This is a genomic window from Pseudomonas sp. IT-P395, assembly GCF_949767675.1.
In the GTDB taxonomy this organism is placed as follows: Bacteria; Pseudomonadota; Gammaproteobacteria; order Pseudomonadales; family Pseudomonadaceae; genus Aquipseudomonas.
Genome location: NZ_CATKPW010000009.1, coordinates 85,621 through 106,338 on the forward strand (window position 1 = coordinate 85,621; position 20,718 = coordinate 106,338).

Genomic DNA, 20,718 nt, shown 5'->3' on the forward strand with positions numbered 1-20,718 from the left:
GCCCCCTGTGGCTTGGGGGCGCTCATTACCGATCAACTGACGGTGCGCAGACGCGCGGTTTTGGCCGGTTGCGGATCGAGCAGTTGGAAGAGGTTTTTGATGTTGGCCGGCGTCGGTACCAGGTGGATGCGCTGGCCGATTTGCTGTGCCTGCGCCAGGTCTTTCAGGTAGCGCAGGGACGAAAAATCTTCCAAGGCAAAACCCACCGAATCGAACACCGTCACCTGCGCATCGTTTTCGCGTCCGGTGACTTCGCCCAGCACAATGCGGAAAAACTCGATCACCGGGGAATCGGCTGCCAGTTGCTGAATGTCGCCTTCAATGCGCGTTTGCGGCTCGAATTCGACGATGACCCGGGCGTTGCGCAGGATGTCGGCGTGCAGTTCGGTTTTACCCGGGCAGTCACCGCCGACCGCGTTGATGTGCATGCCGGGCTCGATCATCTCCGGCGTCAGAATCGTTGCGTAGGCTTTGTCGGCGGTGACCGTGGTGACGATATCCGCGCCCTCTACCGCGTCCTTCACCGAGCTGGCCAGAATCACGTCGATGTCCGGGAACGCCGCGAGGTTGTGCTTCAACTTGAGTGAAGCGTCGCGATCGATATCGAAGATACGGATCTCGCTGATGCCCAACATTTCATGAAAGGCCAGTGCCTGGAATTCACTTTGCGCACCGTTGCCGATCAGGGCCATCGAGGTCGCACCCGGACGAGCCAGCGATTGCGCGACCAGTGCCGAGGTGGCTGCGGTGCGCACGGCGGTGGTCAGGGTCAGCTCGCTGAGCAGGGTCGGATAGCCACTCTGCACATCGGCCAGCAGACCAAAGGCCATGACCGTCAGCAAGTTCTGCTGGCCGTTATTCGGGTGGCCATTCACGTATTTGAATGAGTACTGCTGGCCGTCGTCGGTCGGCATCAACTCGATCACGCCGTCTGCCGAGTGATTGGCCGTGCGCGGCGATTTATCAAACTGCGCCCAGCGTGCGTAGTCCGCTTCGATGTAGCCGGCCATTTCGCGGATGGCGCGGTGGATACCGACTTGGGTGAACAGGCGTGCAGCATCATCGACATCAATAAAAAGCGTCATGTTCTTGTTCTCCGATCCAGATATTGAAAGGCTGTAGAGCGCGGGCTGGCTCAGCTGCGTTGGCTCTCGAAACCGTGCAGCACGTTGACGGCATTGATGCCGATTTCATCGACCATGTAGCCGCCCTCCATGACGAACAGGGTCGGGCAGCCGACGCTGGCGATCAGTTCACCGATGCCAATGAAGTCCTCGCTTTCCAGCAGGAAGTGGCTGATGGGGTCGTCCTTGAACGTGTCGACACCGAGGGAAATCACCAGCACTTCAGGCGCGAACTGCTGGAGTTTTTTGCAGGCGTGGAGCAGGGCGTTGCGATAGCTCTCCCAGGTGGTGTTTTTCGGCAGGGGATAGTTGAGGTTGTAACCCTCGCCGACACCCGCGCCGACTTCGTGGCTGTAGCCCGAGAAGTACGGATAGGACACCGCCGGTTCGCCGTGCAACGAGACGAACATGACGTCGCTGCGCTGGTAAAAAATGTTCTGCGTGCCGTTGCCGTGATGGAAGTCGACGTCCAGCACCGCGACACGTTTGGCGCCCCGGGTGATGGCTTGTTGTGCGGCAATGGCGGCGTTGTTGAGGTAGCAATAACCACCCATGTATTCGCGCGCGGCGTGATGGCCGGGCGGGCGGCACAGGGCGAAGGCACTGTCGTGGCCTTCATCGATCAGGGCCAGGCCGGTGAGGGCGATATCGGCGCTGGTTTTCACCGCTTGCCAGGTTGTCGCGGTGATCGGCGAACCGGCGTCCATCGCATAAAAGCCGAGCTTGCCGTCGATGAACGTCGGCACCTCTTCGCCGGCCAGATCGCGCACCGGCCAGACCAGTGGCAAGGCGTCGTGGGTGCGACCGGTTGCGCACCATTCGCTCCAGGCAGTTTCGAGAAAACTGACGTAGCGCTCGCTGTGTGCGTTGACGTAGCACGAGCGATCAAATGCGCGCGGTTCGACGATCTGCCCGAGGCCGACCTGTTTTACGCGGTTGTGCACGGTGTCGGCCCGACTCGGTTGTTCGAACGACGGCTTGAGCACGCCGTCTTTCAATTCGGTGCCGTGGTGCAAACGGTGGGAATCACTGAAAACTGTAAACATTCTGCGCATCCGTTATCTTTAGCCAGTGCAAATATTCTGTTCCGGCTGAGCTGCGCTTTCTTTGCTTTGTGTTCGTGGTTTGGTGGATTAATCGGGCGTTTTTACTCAGGAATGGCGTCATGCAGAAAAAAATATCCAAACGCATCAGCCTCGACGAGACCGACCTGGCGATTCTTGAGTTGTTGCAGGAAGACGCCAGTATTTCCAATGCTGAACTCAGTGAGCGGCTGTCGTTGAGCCTTACGCCGTGCTGGCGGCGGCGCAAGCGCATGGAGGAGGCGGGGGTCATCAAGGGCTATCAGGCCAATCTGGATCGGCGAATGCTCGGGCTGGATATCATGGCGTTTGTGCACATTCGTTTTTCCACCCACGCCGACCACGCGCCGGACGCTTTCGAGGCGGTGATTGCGCAATTGCCGCAGGTGGTGGCCTGTCACAAGATCACCGGCGATGCCGATTATGTGTTGCAGGTGTTGGCGGAAGATCTTGATCACTACAGTGACTTTATCGAGCAGGTGCTCAGGCGTCAGGTGGGGATTGCGTCGATCCAGTCCAGCCTGGCGTTGCGTGAGGTCAAGTCCGGTAGCCGTATCGCTATTCCCAAGCCGGGAAAGGACTGAGTCGGCAGGCATTTAATCAGCCTTTTCAACTGCGGTTTACCCCGATAGCGATATGCCACAAATCGTGATGGCAATGCGTCATCATGCCGCTCAAAAAGTTCAACGATTGTACAAAAATATAAAGTTGTACAAGTTTTCACAAAATTACTAGCATCCCTCCAGACACCTTTGCTGAAACGATAAATCCAGCGTGCAGACGCCCTGTCTGCGACGTGATGGTTTTGTCTGCCGATGCTCGCGTCGGGTTTCTTTTCGACGCTTCAACCGCATCCGCATTTTGCATTCCCGGGACAGCTGGAGCGTCCCGTATTACGCCTTGGATGACGAACCCCGAATGTCTGGACGGTGACTGTGGTCACCGGAGATCAATTTTTTGTGCCTGGCGTTTCGCGTCAGGGCGTTTGAGGCTGAATATGGCAGTTGCATCGAATTTCCTCGGTGATATCAAAGTTTCCCGCAAGCTGGGCACCGGCTTTGGCATTCTTTTGCTGGCTGTTTTGGCGGTGGCCTTCATTGGCTATAACAGCAACAGCGTGCTGGTTGATCGCTTGAGTACGACGCGTCTGATCGGCACGTTGAATGACGCGACGCAAGATATGCGGCTGTCCGAGAAACAGTACGAAGCCGCCGCTGACGCAGCGTTCGCCGATTCCTATAACGCTCAGTTGAATGTCTTGCAGGGGCTTGTCAGCAAGGCCCTGGAAACGTTGACCCGCGCTGAAAACCAGCAAGCCTTGAAGGCCTTGCAAACCACGATTGTCGCCTACGACCAGAAGGTCAAACGGCTGATCGCTGCCGATAAGTCGACCACCGATGCCCTGAAACCGCTGACTGCACTGTCGGACAAGTACGCGCAAACTTTTGCCGGCATGCTTGAGGCCACCACCACCAGTGCGCTGGCGTCTGCCGATGGCGAACGTGTTCGGGATCTGCGCACGGTGGCCGACTTGCGCAATGGCATGACCACGTTTCGCCTGATGTTGCGTCGTTACATTGCGGTGCCCAACGACGCGAACAAAAACCTGCTGATGGAAACCATCGATACCTTTTTGAGTGACATCACCAAGGCGCGTAGCAACTTGCCGGCGACCCTGTCGAGCCAACTGGAAGAAGCGCACGCCGGGATGCGTCGTTATCGCGAAGTATTGGTGGAAGTGGCCGGGCTGTTTGAGCAGAAGCAGAACATGCGCGAGCAGGTCGACCAGGAAAGCAAGGCGATGGACAAGATCATGAATGGCCTGATGGACACCCAGCAGCGCCTGGCGCGTGAAGATCAGCACTCAGCCTTTATTCAGATCGCCGTGTTGACCGTGTTGGCGCTGGTGATCGGGCTGATTGCTTCGGTGGTCATCTCGCGCCAGATCACTGCGCCGCTGGCGCTGACGGTTGAACTGGCTCGACGGATCGCCAAGGGCGACCTGACGGTACAGGCCAAATCAAACCGCAAAGACGAGTTGGGCGATCTGCAAAATGCAATGCAGGACATGGCGCAGAACCTGAACACGCTGGTGCAAGGTATCGGCAATGGCGTCACGCAGATTTCCACTTCTGCGGAAAAACTCTCGGCCATGAGCGAGCAGACCAGCGCGGGCGTGCGTCAGCAAAAAAGCGAAGTGGATCAAGTCGCCACAGCGATGCACGAAATGGCTTCGACGGTGCAGGAAGTTGCGCGTAACACGACCGATGCGTCCGCCGCCGCGACCTTGGCCGATCAACAGGCGCGCCACGGCAGTACGGTGGTGAAGCAGGCGACTTTGCAGATCAGTGAACTCGCTGCGGCCATTGAAGCGTTGGGCGGCGCGATGAACGTGCTGTCCCAGGACAGTGAGCAGATCGGCAAAGTAATCGATGTCATCAAAGCCGTCGCCGAGCAGACCAATTTGCTCGCATTGAACGCCGCTATCGAAGCCGCGCGAGCGGGAGAGCAGGGGCGTGGGTTCGCCGTGGTCGCAGACGAAGTGCGCTCGCTGGCGCAGCGCACGCAGGACTCGACCAAGGAAATCGAAGCGCTGATCGTCACCCTGCAACAAGGCGCGCAAGCGGCCTCGACACTGATGGCCTCCAGCCGCGAGCGCACCCTCGATACGGTGGTGTTGGCGCAGAAGGCCGAGCTGGCCATTACCGAGATCAATCAGTCCATCGGTACGATCCAGGAGATGAGCCTGCAGATCTCGGCCGCTGCCGAGCAGCAAAGTGCCGTGGCCGACGAAATCAATCGCAGCATCGTCAGCGTACGGGATGTGGCTGACCAGTCGGCTGTTGCCAGTGAAGAGAGTGCGGCTGCGACGGTTGAGTTGGCGTCACTGGGGCAGGACTTGCAGCGAATGACTGCGCATTTCCGCACTTGATTTTTGGAACGATGAACCTGCTGCGATTTCGAATATTCAAGCGTCGCAGGGCTACCGATGGGGCGTGGTGAGCAGGTGACTCGGTTCAACAGCAGTTTTTTACCTATAGCCAAGCAAGGTTATAACCCGATATCAGGGGGTGTCATGACCGACTTTCCAGAATCATTCGCGTCTCGCGGAGGCTGCCAGGGCTGTAAGGACAAAGGCGTGCCGGACATGGATTTCGCCTTCGCTTTTCAGCCCATTGTGGATGTGCGTGATCAAACGATTTTTGCCCATGAGGCCTTGGTTCGCGGCGTGAAGGGTGAGGGCGCCTTGTCAGTTCTGGAGCAGGTGGACGATCAAAACCGTTATCGATTTGATCAACTGTGTCGAGTGCGGGCGATTTCCACGGCGGCTGAGTTAGGGATGACGCAGTACTTGTCGATCAACTTTTTGCCGAATGCCGTTTACCGTCCGCAAATGTGCATTCGCGGCACGCTGGAATCGGCGCGTGCTCACGGCTTCCCACTGGAGCGCCTGATCTTCGAGGCGGTGGAGGGCGAGCACGTTGAAAGCAATAAGCACTTGATGAATATCTTGCGTGAGTATCGTGAGTTTGGGTTCAAGACGGCGATCGACGACTTTGGCGCAGGCTATTCCGGCCTTAACTTGTTGGCGGATTTTCAGCCGGATTTGATCAAGCTGGATATGGCGCTGATCCGCGATATTCACCGTGACCGGGTTCGCCAGACCATCGTGCGTAATGTGGTGAACATGTGCAGAGAGTTGGACGTGGAGGTGATCGCCGAGGGCATAGAAGTTGCCGATGAAAGAGACTTTCTCGCCGATTGCGGCATTTACCTGATGCAGGGGTACTGGTTCGCCAGGCCTGCCTTCAAATCGTTGGCGCAGATCCCGACAAGTGCGTGGCTGAAGCGATGATCGCTTTCAGCTCGCGCTGATCCGCTCGATAACCTGGCTCAGCGCCGGACGTTTGTTGAGCCTTTGGCGTTGGTAATCCCCTGTCGATGAGCAAAGTTTCATCTTGCCGGGTTCGGCGCAGGCCTAGGATGTTGGCACAAGATCGTCGCTTTTCATCCCGAGGGGAATCGTGCCATGCGCCTTAATGTCGTCAAAGTGCTGTTGATTACTGCAGCGGTATCGGTGTTGAGTGCCTGTTCGGGCGCGGGTGGCCTGACCACCACCAGTTGTTTCTCCAGCGACTGTCAGTCGCCGGAGGGGCGCAACGCCAATACGTTGAAGTTTGGCGGCAACAGTATTGGCAGCAGTCTCAATCAGTACAGTTCTGGCATGTTGCATGACGATTGAGGATTACTGCGCGGCAGGTACGGCAATCCACTCACTCAGGGTGTGCTGATACTTGCCGGTGACTTTGCTCAAGTGCAGCCACTGATCGACATACAGTTTCCAGCTGATGTCATCGCGCGGCAGCAGATAAGCCTTCTCGCCATATTGCATGTACTGATGCGGATTGACCGCGCACAAGCCCGGTTTGAGTTTCTGCTGATACAGCGCTTCCGAGGCGTCGGTGATCATCACGTCGGCCTTGTTGTCGAGCAGTTGCTGGAAGATCGTCACGTTGTCGTGCAGGGCCAGTTGCGCTTTGGGCAGGAAGGCGTGGACGAAGGCTTCGTTGGTGCCGCCGGCAGGTTCGACCAGACGCACATTGGACTGGTTGATCTGTTCGACGGTCTGGTACTTGCTGACATCGGCGCAGCGCACCAGCGGAATCTTGCCGTCGGTGTCGAGGGTATTGCTGAAGTAGGCTTTTTTCTGCCGTTCGAGTGTCACAGAGATGCCGCCCATGGCGATGTCGCACTTGCCGGCCTGCATGTCCGGCATCAGGGTTTTCCAGGTGGTTTGCACCCATTGCACTTTGACCCCGAGGCTGTCGGCCAGCGAACGGGCCATGGCGATGTCGATGCCTTCGAAATCGCCGTCGGGGCGTTTGAAGGTGTAGGGCTTGTAGTCGCCGGTGGTGCACACGCGCAACTGGCCCTGTTGCTGGATGCTGTCGAGGTGCGAAAGGGTTTGCTCGGCATGGGCGCCGGCGGCCAGGGTCAGCAGGCCGCAGAGGATCATCGTGCTTTTTAGTGTTGTCATTGCGATCGGGGCTTCTGATAAGGACGGTGGCCCAGTGTAGTGAAAGGCTTTCCCGGGTGTCATCCTGCTTCCGGGCTTAACGTGCCGAGCCACGCCACCAGTGCCACGATCAACAATGCGATTGCCAGTTCAACTACCACGCTGCGCCTTAGCGCATTGGCCGCGATGGCATGCTGCCCATCGCGCAACGATTGTTGCAGTGACGGGCCAAGATGAAAGCGATTCAGCGCCGCCAACACCAGCATCCCGGCAAACAGCAGAACTTTGATCGCCAACAGCATCCCGTACGTGCCGAGCAACACGTCCTCCAGCTTCGGGCCGACGATAAACAGGTAATTCACCACGCCAGTGATCGACAGCGTCAGCACGATCACCGCACCGATCCACTCAAAGCGCCGAACCGCAAACGCCAGCGAACGAATGCGTGCCTCATCGAGCGGCCCCCGCGCCATCAACACTAGCGCCAGCATCGCACCCAGCCACGCACCCGCTGCGAGCAGGTGCAGAATGTCGCTGAGAAAATGCCAGAACCGCAGTGCTCCGTCGTCCATCGCCCCGTGTCCGCTCCAGGCCAAAGAGGCGAGGGCGACGGCGCCGGCAATCGATGCGAGCCATAAACCCGGTCTGATCAACAGCACAATCAGGGCAATCATCCGCACTGCCCACGCCAGCCCGACGTCGGTTTCCAGCAGCATCATTTGCAGATGCGGCCACAGCGCCGCGAGCGCCGTTTCGCCGCTCATGGCGCGGGTCATCAGCACCAGTCCCGCCATCGACAACAGCGCCCCGATCAACGCCATCCCGCGCAGCATCGGCCGCAACCGCAGCAGCGCATCAGTGCTGTACAGCGCAAACAATGCCAGCCCGAACACCAGCAGCAAATCCACATACAACGTAAACCGCAGGACGATGTTGATCAGCTCAGCCATCGCTTACTTCACTTTGAACGTGACGTTGCCGGTGATCGGGTGCGTGTCGGAAGACACCGCGCGCCATTGGACTTGGTAGGTGCCGGCGGGCAGCGGCGCGAGCGGGGTGATCAGCATGCTTTTCGGGTCGCTGCCGGCGCTGACTTTGGCTTTCATCGGCATCGGTGAGTGGGCCATGCCGGGCATCTCGGTCATGACCAGTTTGGCGCCGGAGAACTGAGTCAGCAGGTTCTCGGAAAAGTGCAGCTCGATCTTGCCGGGCGCGGCGCCGTCGGCACCTTCGGCGGGCGTCGACGACAGCAGTTTGGGGTGGGCTTGAGCGAGGCTGCTGAGGAGCAAGCCGCTGGCGAGTACAAGGGTGATTTTCAAGGTGCGCATGCAAGACCTCTGGGTTGTTTTCTATTGGAATTCAGAACCATAGCCGCACGCCGAGGACGAGGCGCGCTTCGCTGCGATCCTCGCCTTCGTCGCGGGCGTAATCGGCGCTGTTGCCGTAGGTGCGGTTCCACGTCACGCCGATGTACGGCGCAAATTCGCGGCGGATTTCATAGCGCAAACGCAGGCCGACTTCGCTGTTGGATAGCCCGGAACCGATGCCCCGTTGCGCATCGTTTTTGCCGTAGATATTGAGTTCAGCGGTGGGCTGCAGGATCAGGCGATTGCTCAGCAGGATGTCGTAGTCACCCTCGAACCGTAGCGCGCTCTGGCCGCCTTCGCCGATGAACGCAGTGGCCTCGGCTTCGAAGTTGTACAGCGCCATGCCCTGCACACCGAACGCGGCCCAAGTCTGCGGCGCGCCGGGTTTGAAATCTTGACGCACGCCGCTGACCACATCCCACCACGGCGAAATCGCGTGGCCCCAAAGCGCCTGAATCTCGGCGTCTTCGGTCTTGCCGTTGCTGCGTTCACCTTCGGAGCGCAGCCACAGACGGTCGATGTCACCACCGATCCAGCCGGACAGATCCCAGGCCAACGCGCTGCCGTCATCGGCGTCCTGCCATTCGAGTTTGTCGGCGAGGAAATACGTGTTGATCGCGCTGTCGTGGACTTGATGGCCGCCGGGGCTGGTGAACACGGCGGCGCGGTCGGCGTCGGTCAGTGGCGGGATCGGCGTGCGACTTTCGGTCGGGGCGGCGGGCTGCATCATGCCGTCGTCCATACTCTGCATCCCGGCATGATCCATGCCGGACATCTGGCTGTGGTCCATGCCCGGCATGTCGTTGGCGGCCATCGCCGAGCTGCCGATCAGCAATAAAGAAAACGCTGTGAATCGAGTCATCATCGGCCCCTTCATTCTTCTACCCGCACTTCGCGGAACATGCCCGTTTCCATGTGGTACAGCAGGTGGCAGTGATAGGCCCAGCGACCGAGTGCGTCGGCGGTCACGCGGTAGGAGCGGCGGGTGCCGGGGGGCATGTCGATGGTGTGTTTGCGCACCTGGAAGTCGCCGTTTTCGTCTTCCAGATCGCTCCACATGCCGTGCAAGTGAATCGGGTGGGTCATCATCGTGTCGTTGACCAGCACCAGACGGATGCGCTCGCCGTACTTCAGCCGCAAGGGTTCGGCGTCGGAGAATTTGATGCCGTTGAACGACCAGGCGAATTTTTCCATATGGCCGGTCAGGTGCAACTCGACCGTGCGGCTCGGATCGCGGCCATCCGGGTCTGCGAAGGTGCTGCGCAGGTCGGCGTAGGTGAGCACGCGACGGCCGTTGTTGCGCAGGCCGAGGCCGGGGTCGTTGAGTTTGGGTGCGGTGGTCATGGCTTGCATGTCGACCAGCGGATTGTTTTTTTCGCTGTCGGGATGGGATTGCATCGGGCCCATCGCCGAGTGATCCATGGCGCTCATGTCCATCGAGCCGTGATCCATGCCACCCATACCCATGTCGTCCATGGTCACCAGCGGGCGCGGATCCAGAACTGGTACGGGCGCGGATAGCCCGGCGCGAGTGGCGAGGGTGCCACGGGCAAAACCGGTTCGGTCCATGGCCTGAGCAAACAGGGTGTACGCCTCGGCGTCCGGCTCAACGATGACGTCGTAAGTCTCGGCCACGGCGATGCGCAATTCATCGACGCTGACCGGTTTGACGTGCAAGCCATCCGCCGCGACCACAGTCATTTTCAACCCGGGAATGCGCACGTCGAAGTAGGTCATGGCCGAGCCATTGATCAGGCGCAGACGCAGTTTTTCCCCGGGGCGAAACAGGCCGGTCCAGTTGTTATCCGGCGCGTGGCCATTCATCAGGAAGGTGTAGGTGGCGCCACTGACGTCGGCAATGTCAGTGGGGTTCATCTTCATCTGCGCCCACATCTTGCGATCGGCAACGGTGGCGCCCCAGCCTTTTTCGCTGACGTCATCGATGAAATCGCCGACGGTGCGTTTGTCGAAGTTGTAGTAGTCGGACTGTTTTTTCAGGGTCTTCATCAGGCTGGCCGGGTCTTCGTCGCTCCAGTCACTGAGCATCACCACAAACTCGCGGTCGTAGTGGAATGGCTCAGGGTCTTTGGCGTCGATCACCAGCGGCCCGTAGACGCCGGCCTGTTCCTGTAGCCCGGAATGACTGTGATACCAGTAGGTGCCGTTCTGCCGCACCTTGAATTGATAGACGTACACGCCACCCGGTTCGATGCCGTGAAAACTCAGGCCCGGTACGCCGTCCATGTTCGCCGGCAGCAGAATGCCGTGCCAGTGAATCGAGGTGCTGGCGCTGAGCCGGTTGCGCACCCGCAGCGTCACCGTGTCACCCTCGCGCCAACGCAGCAGGGGGCCGGGCAAGCTGCCGTTGATGGTCATCGCCGTGCGTGGGTTGCCGGTGAAGTTGACCGGGGTTTCGCCGATGAACAGCTCGAAGTCGCTGCCGCTCAGTTCATCCAATTGACCGGGCGCATTCAGCGCCCATACCGGCGTGCGCCACAGGCCGAGGCCACCGAGCAGACTGCCGGCGGCGAGGCCTTTGACGAAGGTGCGTCGTGATGGGTTGGAAGGCATGCGCTGGAAATCCCCGTTTGACTCATGACGAGGAGGCTAACCAGCGCCGGCTTTCAGTTAGCTGAGTAGGGGATTACAGTTTTGACAGGTTCAGCCAATTGCTCAATGCGGCGTTGGAGTTGGAAGACCTGTGGCGATAGGTGAATCGGCTTGAGAATGGCTGAGCGCAAGTGATCCCAGCCAACGACGTGTTCAGCACGCTGCTGCCAGCTGAGTAGCGGCGCAAGCCCTGGACGCAACGGTTTCTGAGTGACCTTGCTGTTACGTGTGGCGATGCAAAAGTGTGTGTAGCGAGGCAATTCATACAGGTTCAAACGCTGCAGGTCTCTGCTGCACAACAGCAAGATGTCGCCAAAGGTGAACAATGGAAACGCCGTGACTTCGATCTTTTGTTTTTCATTGAGTGTGGTTCGCCAAAGTCTGTTATCCAGATCGTCCAGGCTGATGTTTTCGTCAAGTATGAATCGCGCCGGCTGCTGACGAATCGCCAGATTTCCAGCGGCTGCGTAGGTGATGCTTGGCATTGCACCTGGCGATAAAAGAAGAAACCCGCTGAACAGAACCAGTGCTGTTGCGATTCCATAAGCGATACGCGCAAAGACATGGCCTCTGCTGATATAAAAAATCAAAATCGGGACGAGACTGAAAATGAGTGTGCCGAGGGAAAACAACCCGACAACCACTACCGCCTGCGCATTATCTTCGCCGACGTAGGTCTCGAGGATCAGCAATGTGGGGAGTGACGCACACAGAACGGCTAAGCCGATCATGCTACCGATCAAGAGTCGGAAACCGTTTTTCTTCCAGCCTCCCATTCGTCGGGTGTTTTTGTTGAAAATCTTTCGAAAGCGTTTGAACAGGAAAAGTGCGAAGTAGGCCAGCAGGGTCATGGAAAAAACAAACAGCATCGAAATTCCGGCGCTGAATGTGTTCGGGAAATTGAAAAGCAGAGAAATGAAGGTACCAAAGCCAAAACACATAGGAAGCAGCAAAAAGGCAGCGATCTGTTTGTGCCTTTTTGGCACTTTTTCGAACATCGAAACGGTGATTCCGTAGAACCATGCGCTGGCGGAGAGTACGCCAAGGTAGCCCACCATGATCAGCACGATCAGTAAAAGCCAGATAGCAAGGGCTGACTTGGCATCGCTGCCTGCCAGGAAAAGGTCAGTACGACCAATTGCCCGGGTGTAGACGTAAAGCCCAAGGATTGCCAACCCTGCGCCGAGAAAGCCCAGAGTGACGGTGATCTGGCTCCAGTAATCAAGAACACGTTTGAAGTTGCGCTTAAAAAACTGGGTGAACGTTGGTGCGGTCGAAGCATCCATGCGTAAAGGCTTTCCATCGATTTTGGTTTGTGGGTCCTGTAACGACAAACGGCCAGAATTCTTTAGGAAGTCTGGCCGTTGAAATGGCGGGCCCGTGTTGCTCCGGGCAGGAGCTCTTGTGGTGGCGTGGAGAATTTAAAGTCCCAATCCTTCCTGCACCGCCAGCAACAGATTGTTTTCGGTCAGCGCAATGGCATCCAGCTGCTGGCCTGTTTCAATCGACTGCATCCACCAATGGCTTTCACCGTGCTCATCCACGGTACGCAGCAGATAAGTGTCTGTGGCTGACGGGCTGATCTGCACCCGCCCGGCGCCATCCTCGGTAAACCGCGCAATGGGATCGAATGTCAGGCTTTGATGGTTGGCTTCGATCACCAGTTGGTCGATGGCGTAATCGTGGGATTCACCATCCGGTGAAGTTTCGCAAACATGCGTAGGATTTCGCCGAATCTTCAGTCCTACTTCGGTGACGGGCTGCAACCACGCCTCAATGCGGTGGTACAAGTCATACACCTGAGCAGGCCAGCAATCGATTTCCAGTGCCGCATCCGCGTGGGTATGCCGGGTTTGCTTGAGTTTGGCGGCGAGTTCGTCTGCTTTACTCATTTTGGTTCCCTAGGTTGGTGGCTGCCTGTTAATCGTAGACCTTTCAACGGCGTACGGCGTTGCCTTGCGTCATGCGCTTGCAACACAAGCGTGTCGAAATCAGCGCTGGCCAAGTCGGTCAGGATCGAAAACCATGGACGCAGGCGTCCCAAAGGAGTGGGTACATGAAAAAGCTGTTTACAATTTTGGCAGTGATTGCGCTGACGGCCGGTAGCATCGGTTTGAGTTCGGCGCGGCAATCGCAGTCGAGCAAGGCCCAGACGGAATCGGTGGCGGGGGTATTCGATTACTACCTGCTGGCGTTGTCCTGGTCGCCGACTTTTTGTTTGACGCACAAGGATGACTCGCAGTGCACGGGCAAGGGCTACGGCTTCGTGCTGCACGGTTTGTGGCCGCAATACGCCAAGGGCGGCTGGCCGGAATCCTGCCCGCCGCTGACCACGCTGAACGCGGCGGAAAGCAGCAAAGGCCTGACGCTGTTTCCGACGAAAAAACTGCTCGACCACGAATGGTCCAAACACGGCACCTGCAGCGGTCTCGGCGCGATGGGCTATCTGGATGAAGCGGACAAAGCCGTTGGCGCCGTTAAAATTCCGCAGGAGCTGCAACCGTTCAGCTCCTCGTATTACTTCGAGGCGCAGGAAATCGCCGACCTGTTCCGCAAGGCCAACCCGGGCATTCCAGCCGACGGCATCGCGGTCATTTGCAGTGGCCCGGAACTCTCGGAAGTGCGCGTCTGCATGGGCAAGGATCTGCAGTTCGGCGCGTGTGGCAAGGGTGTGAAAACCCAGTGCCGGGCGGGGGATATTCGGGTGCCGCCGTCGCGTTGAGACGACGGTTTCCACGTATAAAAAAGGCGCCCGATCGGGCGCCTTTTTTGGTCTGATGGTTTGAAGTACCCGACGAACTCCCGCATGCTTGCGCCCCCGAAAGGATGACCACGTTACATTGCAAGGAGCTGTTCATGAGCGGAAAACCCGCCGCCCGCGTCACCGATCCAACCGCCTGTCCATTGCCGGGACATGGCACCAATTCCATAGCCAGTGGCTCGCCGAATGTCAATTTCGACGGTCTGGCGGCTGCGCGAATGACTGACAAATCCGCCTGCGGCAGCCCGAGATAAGGAGAGTTATTATTTTTCGGGTCCTTATGAAAACATCCAGGATGCACGACTTGCATTTGATAGGCGCACTGAGACATTAAAGGCAGAAGGGAAATATAAGTCGCAATGGTTGGGTTACAACGAAGTCAGAGGAAAGCAGGACATTCAACGGCACGTGCTAAGCCTTATTCCGTATAAAAGCTGTCCCGTCTATATCGTCGGCCATAGCCTCGGCGGCTGGAATGGTGCGCACCTGTCCAAAATAATGTCGGATTGGGGTTACAAGGTTCAGATGCTGATCACTCTGGATCCTGTGGGTGAAGGGGCTTTGGTGTGGCTGGGCTCAGACATTTATCGCGAACGTCCCGCGCCAGTTTCGGTTGATTGGATCAATATCAAGGCAACACCTTCCAAGAGAGACCCATCAGACGGGGTCGCGGACTTCGGGGAAAAATGGATTATCTCCTGCGGACCGTCAATTAACGTAAATGTCGACACGAATCACGCTAACGCACTGGGATTGCTAAACGCCCCAATCGCTGATGGTAAATCTGCAAGTGACTTGCTGTTTGATTCAATCATGAAGGAGTTTTCGTGATGTACAGGTTTTTCCTTTGTGTGGTTCTGGCTGTCTGTTCGGGATGTGCAAAGGACCATTTACAGCCTCCGGCAAATTTAAGTTATGTGTCCGTAGATAGGTCGAGTTCCCTTTTATATGTCATCAAATATCAATCCGATGTGGATGTTTTGAACCTGTTTGGCCGAGGCGAAAGGCAAGGGATGGCTTCGGGGACATTGAGGTGCGCGTTAGCGGATGACCACGATTTTTCTGTTGGTAAAGCTATTCAGTTTTCTGCGGTGGGGCTGGTAGATTCTGATATACGCGAAAACGGCAACTCCAAATTCTCCTTTTCGACCAGTACATTCATCACTGAAACATCCAGCGACCGAAGTACGGAGAGAGATCTGTCAGCGGCAGAACTGAACCAACTCCTCGCCAACAAACAACAAATCCCCTGCAAAGTCGTCGTCACCGCCTACGGCTACAAACCCTACTACTCAAACACCATGAACATTCCCGTCGCGGACCTGCTGCGGGAAATCAACAAACCCCAATGATAAAAACGGGGGGGATTTCAGGCGAATCCCCCTGCATCCACCCCCAACTCCCCACGCAAAAACTCCACCAAACCACGTTGCAACCCGCTCAAAACCCCATCACGACTGACCAACGCCAATTCCGTCGGCGCCAGTTCCGGCAAATCCGTACACACCTGATGCTCAGGCAACACCGCCGACACTGGCAGCACCGACACCCCCAACCCCGAGGCCACTGCCGCTTGAATCCCGGTCAGGCTGTGGCTGCCGAACGCGACCCGCCAAGGGCGCTGGGCAACATCGAGCAAACGAATGGCGCGCTGCCGATACAGGCAGCCTTGCGGAAACAACGCCAACGGCAACACGCCAGTGGACGAGTCAAATTCCGCACCTTTGACCCACACCAGCCGCTCCGGCCAGGTTGCCCATGCCGGGCCGCTGTCGGGTTCACGTTTGATCAGGGCGATGTCGATGTCGCCGGCATCCAGACGCTGGCGCAGATCGAGGCTCATGCCGCTGAGGGTTTCCAGCCGTGCTTGTGGATGGCTGCGGGTGAAGCCGGCGAGAATCAGCGCCATGCGCCGCGCGTCGAAGTCTTCCGGCATGCCGATCCGCAGGATTTCCAGATCGAGGTCGCTGGCCAATGCTTCGGTGGCTTCAGCGGACAGCGCCAGTAATCGGCGCGCGTAATGGATCAGTAATTCGCCGTGTTCGGTGACGGCGACATTCAGCCCGGTACGGTCGCGCAGCAACAGGGCGTGGCCGACCAGCTCTTCGAGTTTGCGCACCTGCTGGCTGACTGTCGACTGAGTGCGGTGCACGCGCTCGGCGGCGCGGGTGAAGCTGCCTTCGTCAACCACGCAGACAAAGGTTTTCAGCAATTCCAGGTCCAGCATGGCGGCGCTCTCGATAGTGGGTTTTCAACTGACGATTGGCTGTTTATTTAATTTCACACTATCACCGGGCGCTCATAAGCTGAAGTCCTCACCACGGAGGACTCGACCAATGACACTCATCCACACCCCGCGCCCGCAATGGCTGACCTTCGATTGCTACGGCACTTTGATCCAATGGGACGAAGGCCTCAAAGCTGTGGTCGGCGAAATTCTCAGCGAGAAGGGCGAACATCAGGTCGACGCCGGGCACCTGATCGAAGTTTATGATCGCCATGAACATCGACTCGAACAAACCCCGCCGCACCGATCGTTCCGCGAACTCAGCACCCTCGGCCTGCAATTGGCCCTGGAAGAATTGGGGCTGCCCAGCCTGCCTGAAGACAGCCAGCGTCTGGCCGCCGCCATCCCGAAAATGCCGCCGTTTGCCGAGGTGATCGAAACCCTTGCGCAACTCAAGGCGATGGGCTTCAAACTGTGCATCGTCTCCAACACCGACGACGACATCATTGCCGGTAACGTCGCGCAGCTCGGCGGCCACATCGACCGGGTGATCACCGCGCAACAGGCTGGCGCCTACAAGCCAGCGCCGCGCCTGTTCGACTACGCTCATGAGCAGTTGGGCATCAGCCGCGCAGAGGTGGTGCACATCTGCGCCAGCCCGATGCTCGACCATACGGCCGCGCGGGACATGGGCTTTCGCTGTGTATGGATCGATCGTGGCACTGGTCGCCAGATGCTGGCGGACTATCACCCCGACGCGATCCTCAACCGCCTCGATCAAGTGTTGCCGCTGTTCAAATCCCTCGGTTGGTAACGGAGAATCGTCATGGCTCACACCCTGACTGCCAGTGCGCGGGCCGCACGCCCGACAGCGCTGAACCTCGACACAGAAGCCATCATCACCGCGCGCACTGAGCTGGCGGCGTGCTTTCAACTGGCCGCGTTGCATGGCCTGGAGGAGGGCATCTGCAATCACTTTTCGGCGATGGTGCCGGGGCACGACGATCTGTTTCTGGTCAATCCCTACGGTTTTGCGTTTGCCGAAGTGACCGCGCAGAATCTGCTGGTCTGCGACTTCGACGGCAATGTGGTTGAAGGCGAAGGCTTGCCGGAAGCCACGGCGTTTTACATTCATGCGCGTCTGCACAAGCAACTGCCGCGAGTGAAAGTCGCCTTTCACACCCACATGCCTCACGCCACGGCGTTGTGCCTGCTACAAGGGCCGCCACTGTTATGGCTGGGGCAGACCGCGCTGAAGTTCTACGGGCGCACGGCGGTCGACGAGGACTACAATGGCCTGGCGCTGGACGCGTCCGAAGGCGACCGTATCGCCGGGGTCATGGGCGACGCCGACATTCTGTTCCTGAAAAATCACGGCGTGATCGTTGCCGCGCCGACCATCGCCGAAGCCTGGGACGACCTCTATTACCTGGAACGCGCCGCCCAGGTGCAAGTGCTGGCGATGGCCACGCAACGGGAACTGAAGCCTGTGCCCCACGCCATTGCGCAACGGGCCTATGAGCAGATGCGCGAAGGTGATCCGCAAAGCGCGCGGACCCACCTGCACAGTGCGATGCGGCGCCTGGCCCTTCACAACTGACTAACCCTAAAGGAGCGATCGAAAATAAATCGGCGAACAGCGATCATCCAAACTCGTTGTGCGCCGATATACCTGAGCGGGACCGGGGCGTTTGCCCCGTAGATTCCGGTGGGCTACGCTCACAAACATAAGGGTTTTGCCGCTGGCGCCCTTGTCGTACCTGCCCAGGACTTGCTTTTGCCTATCCCTATTCACGATCCGCATCAGGCCCCCGGAGGCACCCTTAAACGCCTGCCGCTGCGCAAAGCGGCGGTGCTGTTTATCGTTGCGGTGGGGTTGTGCCTGTCCGGTTTGCTGTACCTGCAACTGGAGCAGTCGCGTCGTCAGGATCTGGCCGTGGCGAAAATGGCCTCGAGCAACCTGACCCGGGCGATGGCGCAGCAGGCCGAAGACACATTCCTGGCCGCCGATCTGGTGATCACCAGCCTGGTTGACTGGATTCAGGATGACGGTTACGGCGCGGCGCAAAGACCACGCCTGCAGAAAACCTTCGCCCGGCGCGTGCAGCAACTCGATCAGCTGCACGGCATTTTTCTCTTCGACACGCAGGGCCAGTGGGTGATTACTTCATTCGCTGATCTGCCCCGTGGCAATGGCGTGGCCGATCGCGAGTACTTCAAGTTCCACCAGCAGAACGCCTCGACGCTGGCGCACATCGGCCCGGCGATTCGCAGCCGTGAGAACGGCGAGTGGATCATCCCGATTTCCAAACGCGTCAATGATCACGCGGGCAATTTTCAGGGGGTGTTGCTGGCCGGGATCAAGATGTCGTATTTCGACCGCTTTTTCGAAAGCTTCAGCCTCGATGATCAAGGCATCATGTTTCTCGGCTTGAGTGACGGCACCTTGCTCGCCCGTCGGCCGTTCGATGAAAACCTGATCGGCACGTCGCTGGCGCAAGGGCGGATTTATCGCACGTTACTGCCTGAGGCGGCGGCCGGCACGGCGATGATCAACTCGGTGGTCGATGGCGTGGTGCGTTTGTATGGTTATCGACGCTTGTCGGCGTATCCGCTGGTGGTGTCGGCGGCGACCTCGCGCGACACGATTCTCGAGGGTTGGTACGCACGCGCCTTCCAGTCGAGTGTGATTGTCGCCTTGGTGATTCTTGGCGTCGGCCTGTTTGGCTGGGTGTTCATTCATCAGGTGCGCGATGGTGAACGGATCGAAAAAAACCTGCGCAAAGCCCAGCGTACGCTGGAGCAGATCGCCACTCACGACAGCCTGACCGGGTTGGCCAATCGACGTTTGTTCGAGCGCTCTCTGGAAGTCGAATTCGCCCGTGGTGCGCGGCAGGTCAGCCCGGTCAGCCTGATCATGCTCGATATCGATTTCTTCAAGCGCTACAACGACGCCTATGGTCATGTCGCCGGGGATCATTGTCTGACTCAGGTCGCCCAAGTGCTGCAGACGTGCTGCCAGCGCAAGTCGGATCTGGCGGTGCGCTACGGTGGCGAGGAGTTTGCGGTGCTGTTGCCGGACACCGACATCAACGGCGCACTGGCGATTGCCGGGCAGATCCGGCGCAGCGTGATCGACAAACACATCATCCACAGCGGCTCGCCAACCGGGTATTTGACGGTGAGTCTGGGCTGTTATTCGTTTATTCCGAGCGGCAATGACAGCCTGGAAGTGTTTATCCAGCGTGCCGATGCGGCGTTGTATCAGGCGAAAAATGCCGGGCGCAATCGTGCGGCGGTGTTGTCACTGGACAGCGGCCTCGCCGAATTGATGCGCTCCGATCGCTGACCCAGAGCCTGGCACAAACCCTATGGGTGAGAGGGGATTGTGTGATTGTCGCAGGAACTTGTGGGAGCTGGCTTGCCAGCGATAACGGTCGGTCAGTCAAGGAAGATGTTGACTGTGTTGACGCTATCGCTGGCAAGCCAGCTCCCACAGTGATTTTCATCAAGCCAAGGTTATGTGAATACCCATACAACCGAGGGTTTTCACCACGGGTGGCTCTTGTTCGTTCAGCCGCCAGTGCCACCGCCCGCACCGCCAGTGCCGCCGCCGGCCGATCCGGTACCGCCGCCAGCCCCGGAACCCGAACCACTGGCCCCGCCATTGGTGCCAGTCCCGGAACCCATACCCGAAGAGCCGCTGCCACCGGAAGGCGCCCCTGGCGTGTTGTCTGGCGGCGTAGTTGTGCTGGTCGGGCCGCCGGACTTGGTGCCGGTGGCGTCAGCGCCATCGTTGGCGGCGAAGCTGGCGGCCGAGGCGCTGGCGAGCAACCCGGCGAGCAATAACGAAGTGAGTTTGCGCGTGATCATGATCCGTCTCCAGAAATGGCATGTACCTGATATTGGTCTGACGCGCAGAACCCTTGGTGCCGAATGGCTGACGAGCGGTCAGCGGGAAAACCGAGTGGCCTCCTGATCTTCTGGAATATTGGCTATTTGTCGAACCGGGTGTGAGGGCTAACGTAGCCACACATTCACTTGCTACCCGGAGCTACCATGCAACCTCGTACCGATTTCTACACCGCCTCCCCAGACGCCTTGAAAGCGATGATGGCTCTGGAAACTGCCGTGTCCAAACTGCCGCTGGAAAAGACCCTGATCGAATTGGTCAAGTTGCGCGCCTCGCAAATCAACGGCTGCGCATTCTGCATCGACATGCACACCACCGATGCGATCAAGGGTGGCGAAACCCCGCGCCGCTTGTTCGCGGTGACGGCATGGCGTGAAGCGCCGTTCTTCAGCGACCGCGAACGCGCCGCGCTGTTGTGGACTGAATCGCTGACCCAACTGAGCCTGACCCACGCCCCGGACGAAGATTACGAGGTGGTTGCGGCGCAGTTCACACCGAAAGAAATGGTCGACCTGAGCGTGGCGATCAACACCATCAACAGCTGGAATCGTCTGGCCGTAGGCTTCCGCAAAATCCCACAGGCTTAAGCTGCCCACAATCCCTACACGGGCCGGGGA

The 20,718-nt window shown here is 58.5% G+C and carries 22 protein-coding genes and 2 pseudogenes; 13 read left to right on the forward strand and 11 right to left on the reverse strand.

Annotated elements, in window-relative coordinates:
* Positions 1-32: 32 nt before the first annotated feature.
* Both ACM6IN_RS07765 and ACM6IN_RS07770 read right to left on the reverse strand, forming a co-directional pair.
* The gene (locus ACM6IN_RS07765) at positions 33-1,085 is read right to left on the reverse strand and encodes an ornithine cyclodeaminase (protein WP_414915711.1); all 1,053 of its coding nucleotides are present in this window, start codon (positions 1,083-1,085) and stop codon (positions 33-35) included.
* 50 nt (positions 1,086-1,135) lie between these two features.
* Positions 1,136-2,170 (reverse strand): histone deacetylase family protein, encoded by a 1,035-nt coding sequence (locus ACM6IN_RS07770; protein ID WP_414915712.1) that lies wholly within the window; start codon positions 2,168-2,170, stop codon positions 1,136-1,138.
* A 119-nt stretch (positions 2,171-2,289) separates the two neighbouring features.
* Here ACM6IN_RS07770 and ACM6IN_RS07775 point away from each other — a divergent pair, with 119 nt between their 5' ends.
* The 5 genes and pseudogenes from ACM6IN_RS07775 (at position 2,290) to ACM6IN_RS07795 (ending at position 6,449) form a co-directional block, all read left to right on the forward strand.
* Positions 2,290-2,790, forward strand: coding sequence for an Lrp/AsnC family transcriptional regulator (locus tag ACM6IN_RS07775; protein WP_007915532.1), 501 nt, complete (start codon positions 2,290-2,292; stop codon positions 2,788-2,790).
* A 413-nt stretch (positions 2,791-3,203) separates the two neighbouring features.
* Positions 3,204-4,280 (forward strand): annotated as a pseudogene (locus ACM6IN_RS07780) (methyl-accepting chemotaxis protein); the annotation flags it as partial.
* A gap of 78 nt (positions 4,281-4,358) precedes the next feature.
* A complete protein-coding gene (locus ACM6IN_RS07785) occupies positions 4,359-5,138 on the forward strand; it encodes a methyl-accepting chemotaxis protein (protein WP_414915737.1) in 780 nt (259 codons plus the stop codon).
* A 144-nt stretch (positions 5,139-5,282) separates the two neighbouring features.
* Positions 5,283-6,062: an EAL domain-containing protein gene (locus tag ACM6IN_RS07790; RefSeq protein ID WP_414915713.1), complete on the forward strand. Its 780-nt coding sequence runs from the start codon at positions 5,283-5,285 to the stop codon at positions 6,060-6,062.
* A 174-nt stretch (positions 6,063-6,236) separates the two neighbouring features.
* On the forward strand, positions 6,237-6,449 hold the full coding sequence (locus tag ACM6IN_RS07795) for a hypothetical protein (protein ID WP_007915535.1): 213 nt from the start codon (positions 6,237-6,239) through the stop codon (positions 6,447-6,449).
* A gap of 3 nt (positions 6,450-6,452) precedes the next feature.
* On the opposite strand, the gene ACM6IN_RS07800 is transcribed toward ACM6IN_RS07795, so the two are convergent.
* The 7 genes from ACM6IN_RS07800 to ACM6IN_RS07830 form a co-directional block, all read right to left on the reverse strand.
* Positions 6,453-7,244, reverse strand: a complete 792-nt coding sequence (locus ACM6IN_RS07800) for a transporter substrate-binding domain-containing protein (RefSeq protein WP_414915714.1) — start codon at positions 7,242-7,244, stop codon at positions 6,453-6,455.
* A gap of 59 nt (positions 7,245-7,303) precedes the next feature.
* Positions 7,304-8,173: a copper homeostasis membrane protein CopD gene (gene copD, locus ACM6IN_RS07805; protein WP_414915715.1), complete on the reverse strand. Its 870-nt coding sequence runs from the start codon at positions 8,171-8,173 to the stop codon at positions 7,304-7,306.
* A 3-nt stretch (positions 8,174-8,176) separates the two neighbouring features.
* On the reverse strand, positions 8,177-8,551 hold the full coding sequence (gene copC, locus ACM6IN_RS07810) for a copper homeostasis periplasmic binding protein CopC (RefSeq protein WP_007915538.1): 375 nt from the start codon (positions 8,549-8,551) through the stop codon (positions 8,177-8,179).
* 31 nt (positions 8,552-8,582) lie between these two features.
* A complete protein-coding gene (locus ACM6IN_RS07815) occupies positions 8,583-9,452 on the reverse strand; it encodes a copper resistance protein B (protein ID WP_414915716.1) in 870 nt (289 codons plus the stop codon).
* A gap of 11 nt (positions 9,453-9,463) precedes the next feature.
* A complete protein-coding gene (locus ACM6IN_RS07820; RefSeq protein WP_414915717.1) occupies positions 9,464-11,161 on the reverse strand; it encodes a copper resistance system multicopper oxidase in 1,698 nt (565 codons plus the stop codon).
* Between the two features lie 53 nt (positions 11,162-11,214).
* A complete protein-coding gene (locus ACM6IN_RS07825; RefSeq protein WP_414915718.1) occupies positions 11,215-12,486 on the reverse strand; it encodes a hypothetical protein in 1,272 nt (423 codons plus the stop codon).
* Positions 12,487-12,621: 135 nt separating this feature from the next.
* A complete protein-coding gene (locus ACM6IN_RS07830) occupies positions 12,622-13,092 on the reverse strand; it encodes a hypothetical protein (RefSeq protein ID WP_095114243.1) in 471 nt (156 codons plus the stop codon).
* 164 nt (positions 13,093-13,256) lie between these two features.
* Between ACM6IN_RS07830 and ACM6IN_RS07835 the strand changes: the two genes are divergently transcribed.
* The 4 genes and pseudogenes from ACM6IN_RS07835 (at position 13,257) to ACM6IN_RS07850 (ending at position 15,313) form a co-directional block, all read left to right on the forward strand.
* Positions 13,257-13,922 (forward strand): ribonuclease T2, encoded by a 666-nt coding sequence (locus ACM6IN_RS07835; RefSeq protein ID WP_414915719.1) that lies wholly within the window; start codon positions 13,257-13,259, stop codon positions 13,920-13,922.
* 134 nt (positions 13,923-14,056) lie between these two features.
* Positions 14,057-14,209, forward strand: a pseudogene (locus tag ACM6IN_RS07840) (PAAR domain-containing protein); the annotation flags it as partial.
* Between the two features lie 115 nt (positions 14,210-14,324).
* On the forward strand, positions 14,325-14,792 hold the full coding sequence (locus ACM6IN_RS07845; RefSeq protein WP_414915720.1) for a hypothetical protein: 468 nt from the start codon (positions 14,325-14,327) through the stop codon (positions 14,790-14,792).
* The gene (locus ACM6IN_RS07850) at positions 14,792-15,313 is read left to right on the forward strand and encodes a hypothetical protein (RefSeq protein WP_007915560.1); all 522 of its coding nucleotides are present in this window, start codon (positions 14,792-14,794) and stop codon (positions 15,311-15,313) included. Before ACM6IN_RS07845 ends, ACM6IN_RS07850 begins: the two co-directional genes overlap by 1 nt.
* A 17-nt stretch (positions 15,314-15,330) precedes the next feature.
* On the opposite strand, the gene ACM6IN_RS07855 is transcribed toward ACM6IN_RS07850, so the two are convergent.
* Entirely contained in the window at positions 15,331-16,188 is an 858-nt protein-coding gene (locus tag ACM6IN_RS07855) for a LysR substrate-binding domain-containing protein (protein WP_034156382.1), read from the reverse strand.
* 109 nt (positions 16,189-16,297) lie between these two features.
* Between ACM6IN_RS07855 and ACM6IN_RS07860 the strand changes: the two genes are divergently transcribed.
* From ACM6IN_RS07860 to ACM6IN_RS07870, 3 genes are all read left to right on the forward strand, one after another.
* Entirely contained in the window at positions 16,298-17,002 is a 705-nt protein-coding gene (locus tag ACM6IN_RS07860) for a haloacid dehalogenase type II (protein ID WP_414915721.1), read from the forward strand.
* A 12-nt stretch (positions 17,003-17,014) separates the two neighbouring features.
* On the forward strand, positions 17,015-17,788 hold the full coding sequence (locus ACM6IN_RS07865) for an aldolase (RefSeq protein WP_414915722.1): 774 nt from the start codon (positions 17,015-17,017) through the stop codon (positions 17,786-17,788).
* 177 nt (positions 17,789-17,965) lie between these two features.
* Positions 17,966-19,537 (forward strand): diguanylate cyclase, encoded by a 1,572-nt coding sequence (locus tag ACM6IN_RS07870; protein ID WP_414915723.1) that lies wholly within the window; start codon positions 17,966-17,968, stop codon positions 19,535-19,537.
* A 224-nt stretch (positions 19,538-19,761) separates the two neighbouring features.
* On the opposite strand, the gene ACM6IN_RS07875 is transcribed toward ACM6IN_RS07870, so the two are convergent.
* Positions 19,762-20,061 carry a hypothetical protein gene (locus ACM6IN_RS07875; RefSeq protein WP_007915566.1) on the reverse strand — a complete coding sequence of 100 codons (300 nt, stop codon included), beginning with the start codon at positions 20,059-20,061 and terminating at the stop codon, positions 19,762-19,764.
* A 186-nt stretch (positions 20,062-20,247) separates the two neighbouring features.
* On the opposite strand from ACM6IN_RS07875, the gene ACM6IN_RS07880 reads away from it, so the two are divergent.
* Positions 20,248-20,688, forward strand: a complete 441-nt coding sequence (locus ACM6IN_RS07880) for a carboxymuconolactone decarboxylase family protein (RefSeq protein WP_007915567.1) — start codon at positions 20,248-20,250, stop codon at positions 20,686-20,688.
* Positions 20,689-20,718: the final 30 nt, after the last annotated feature.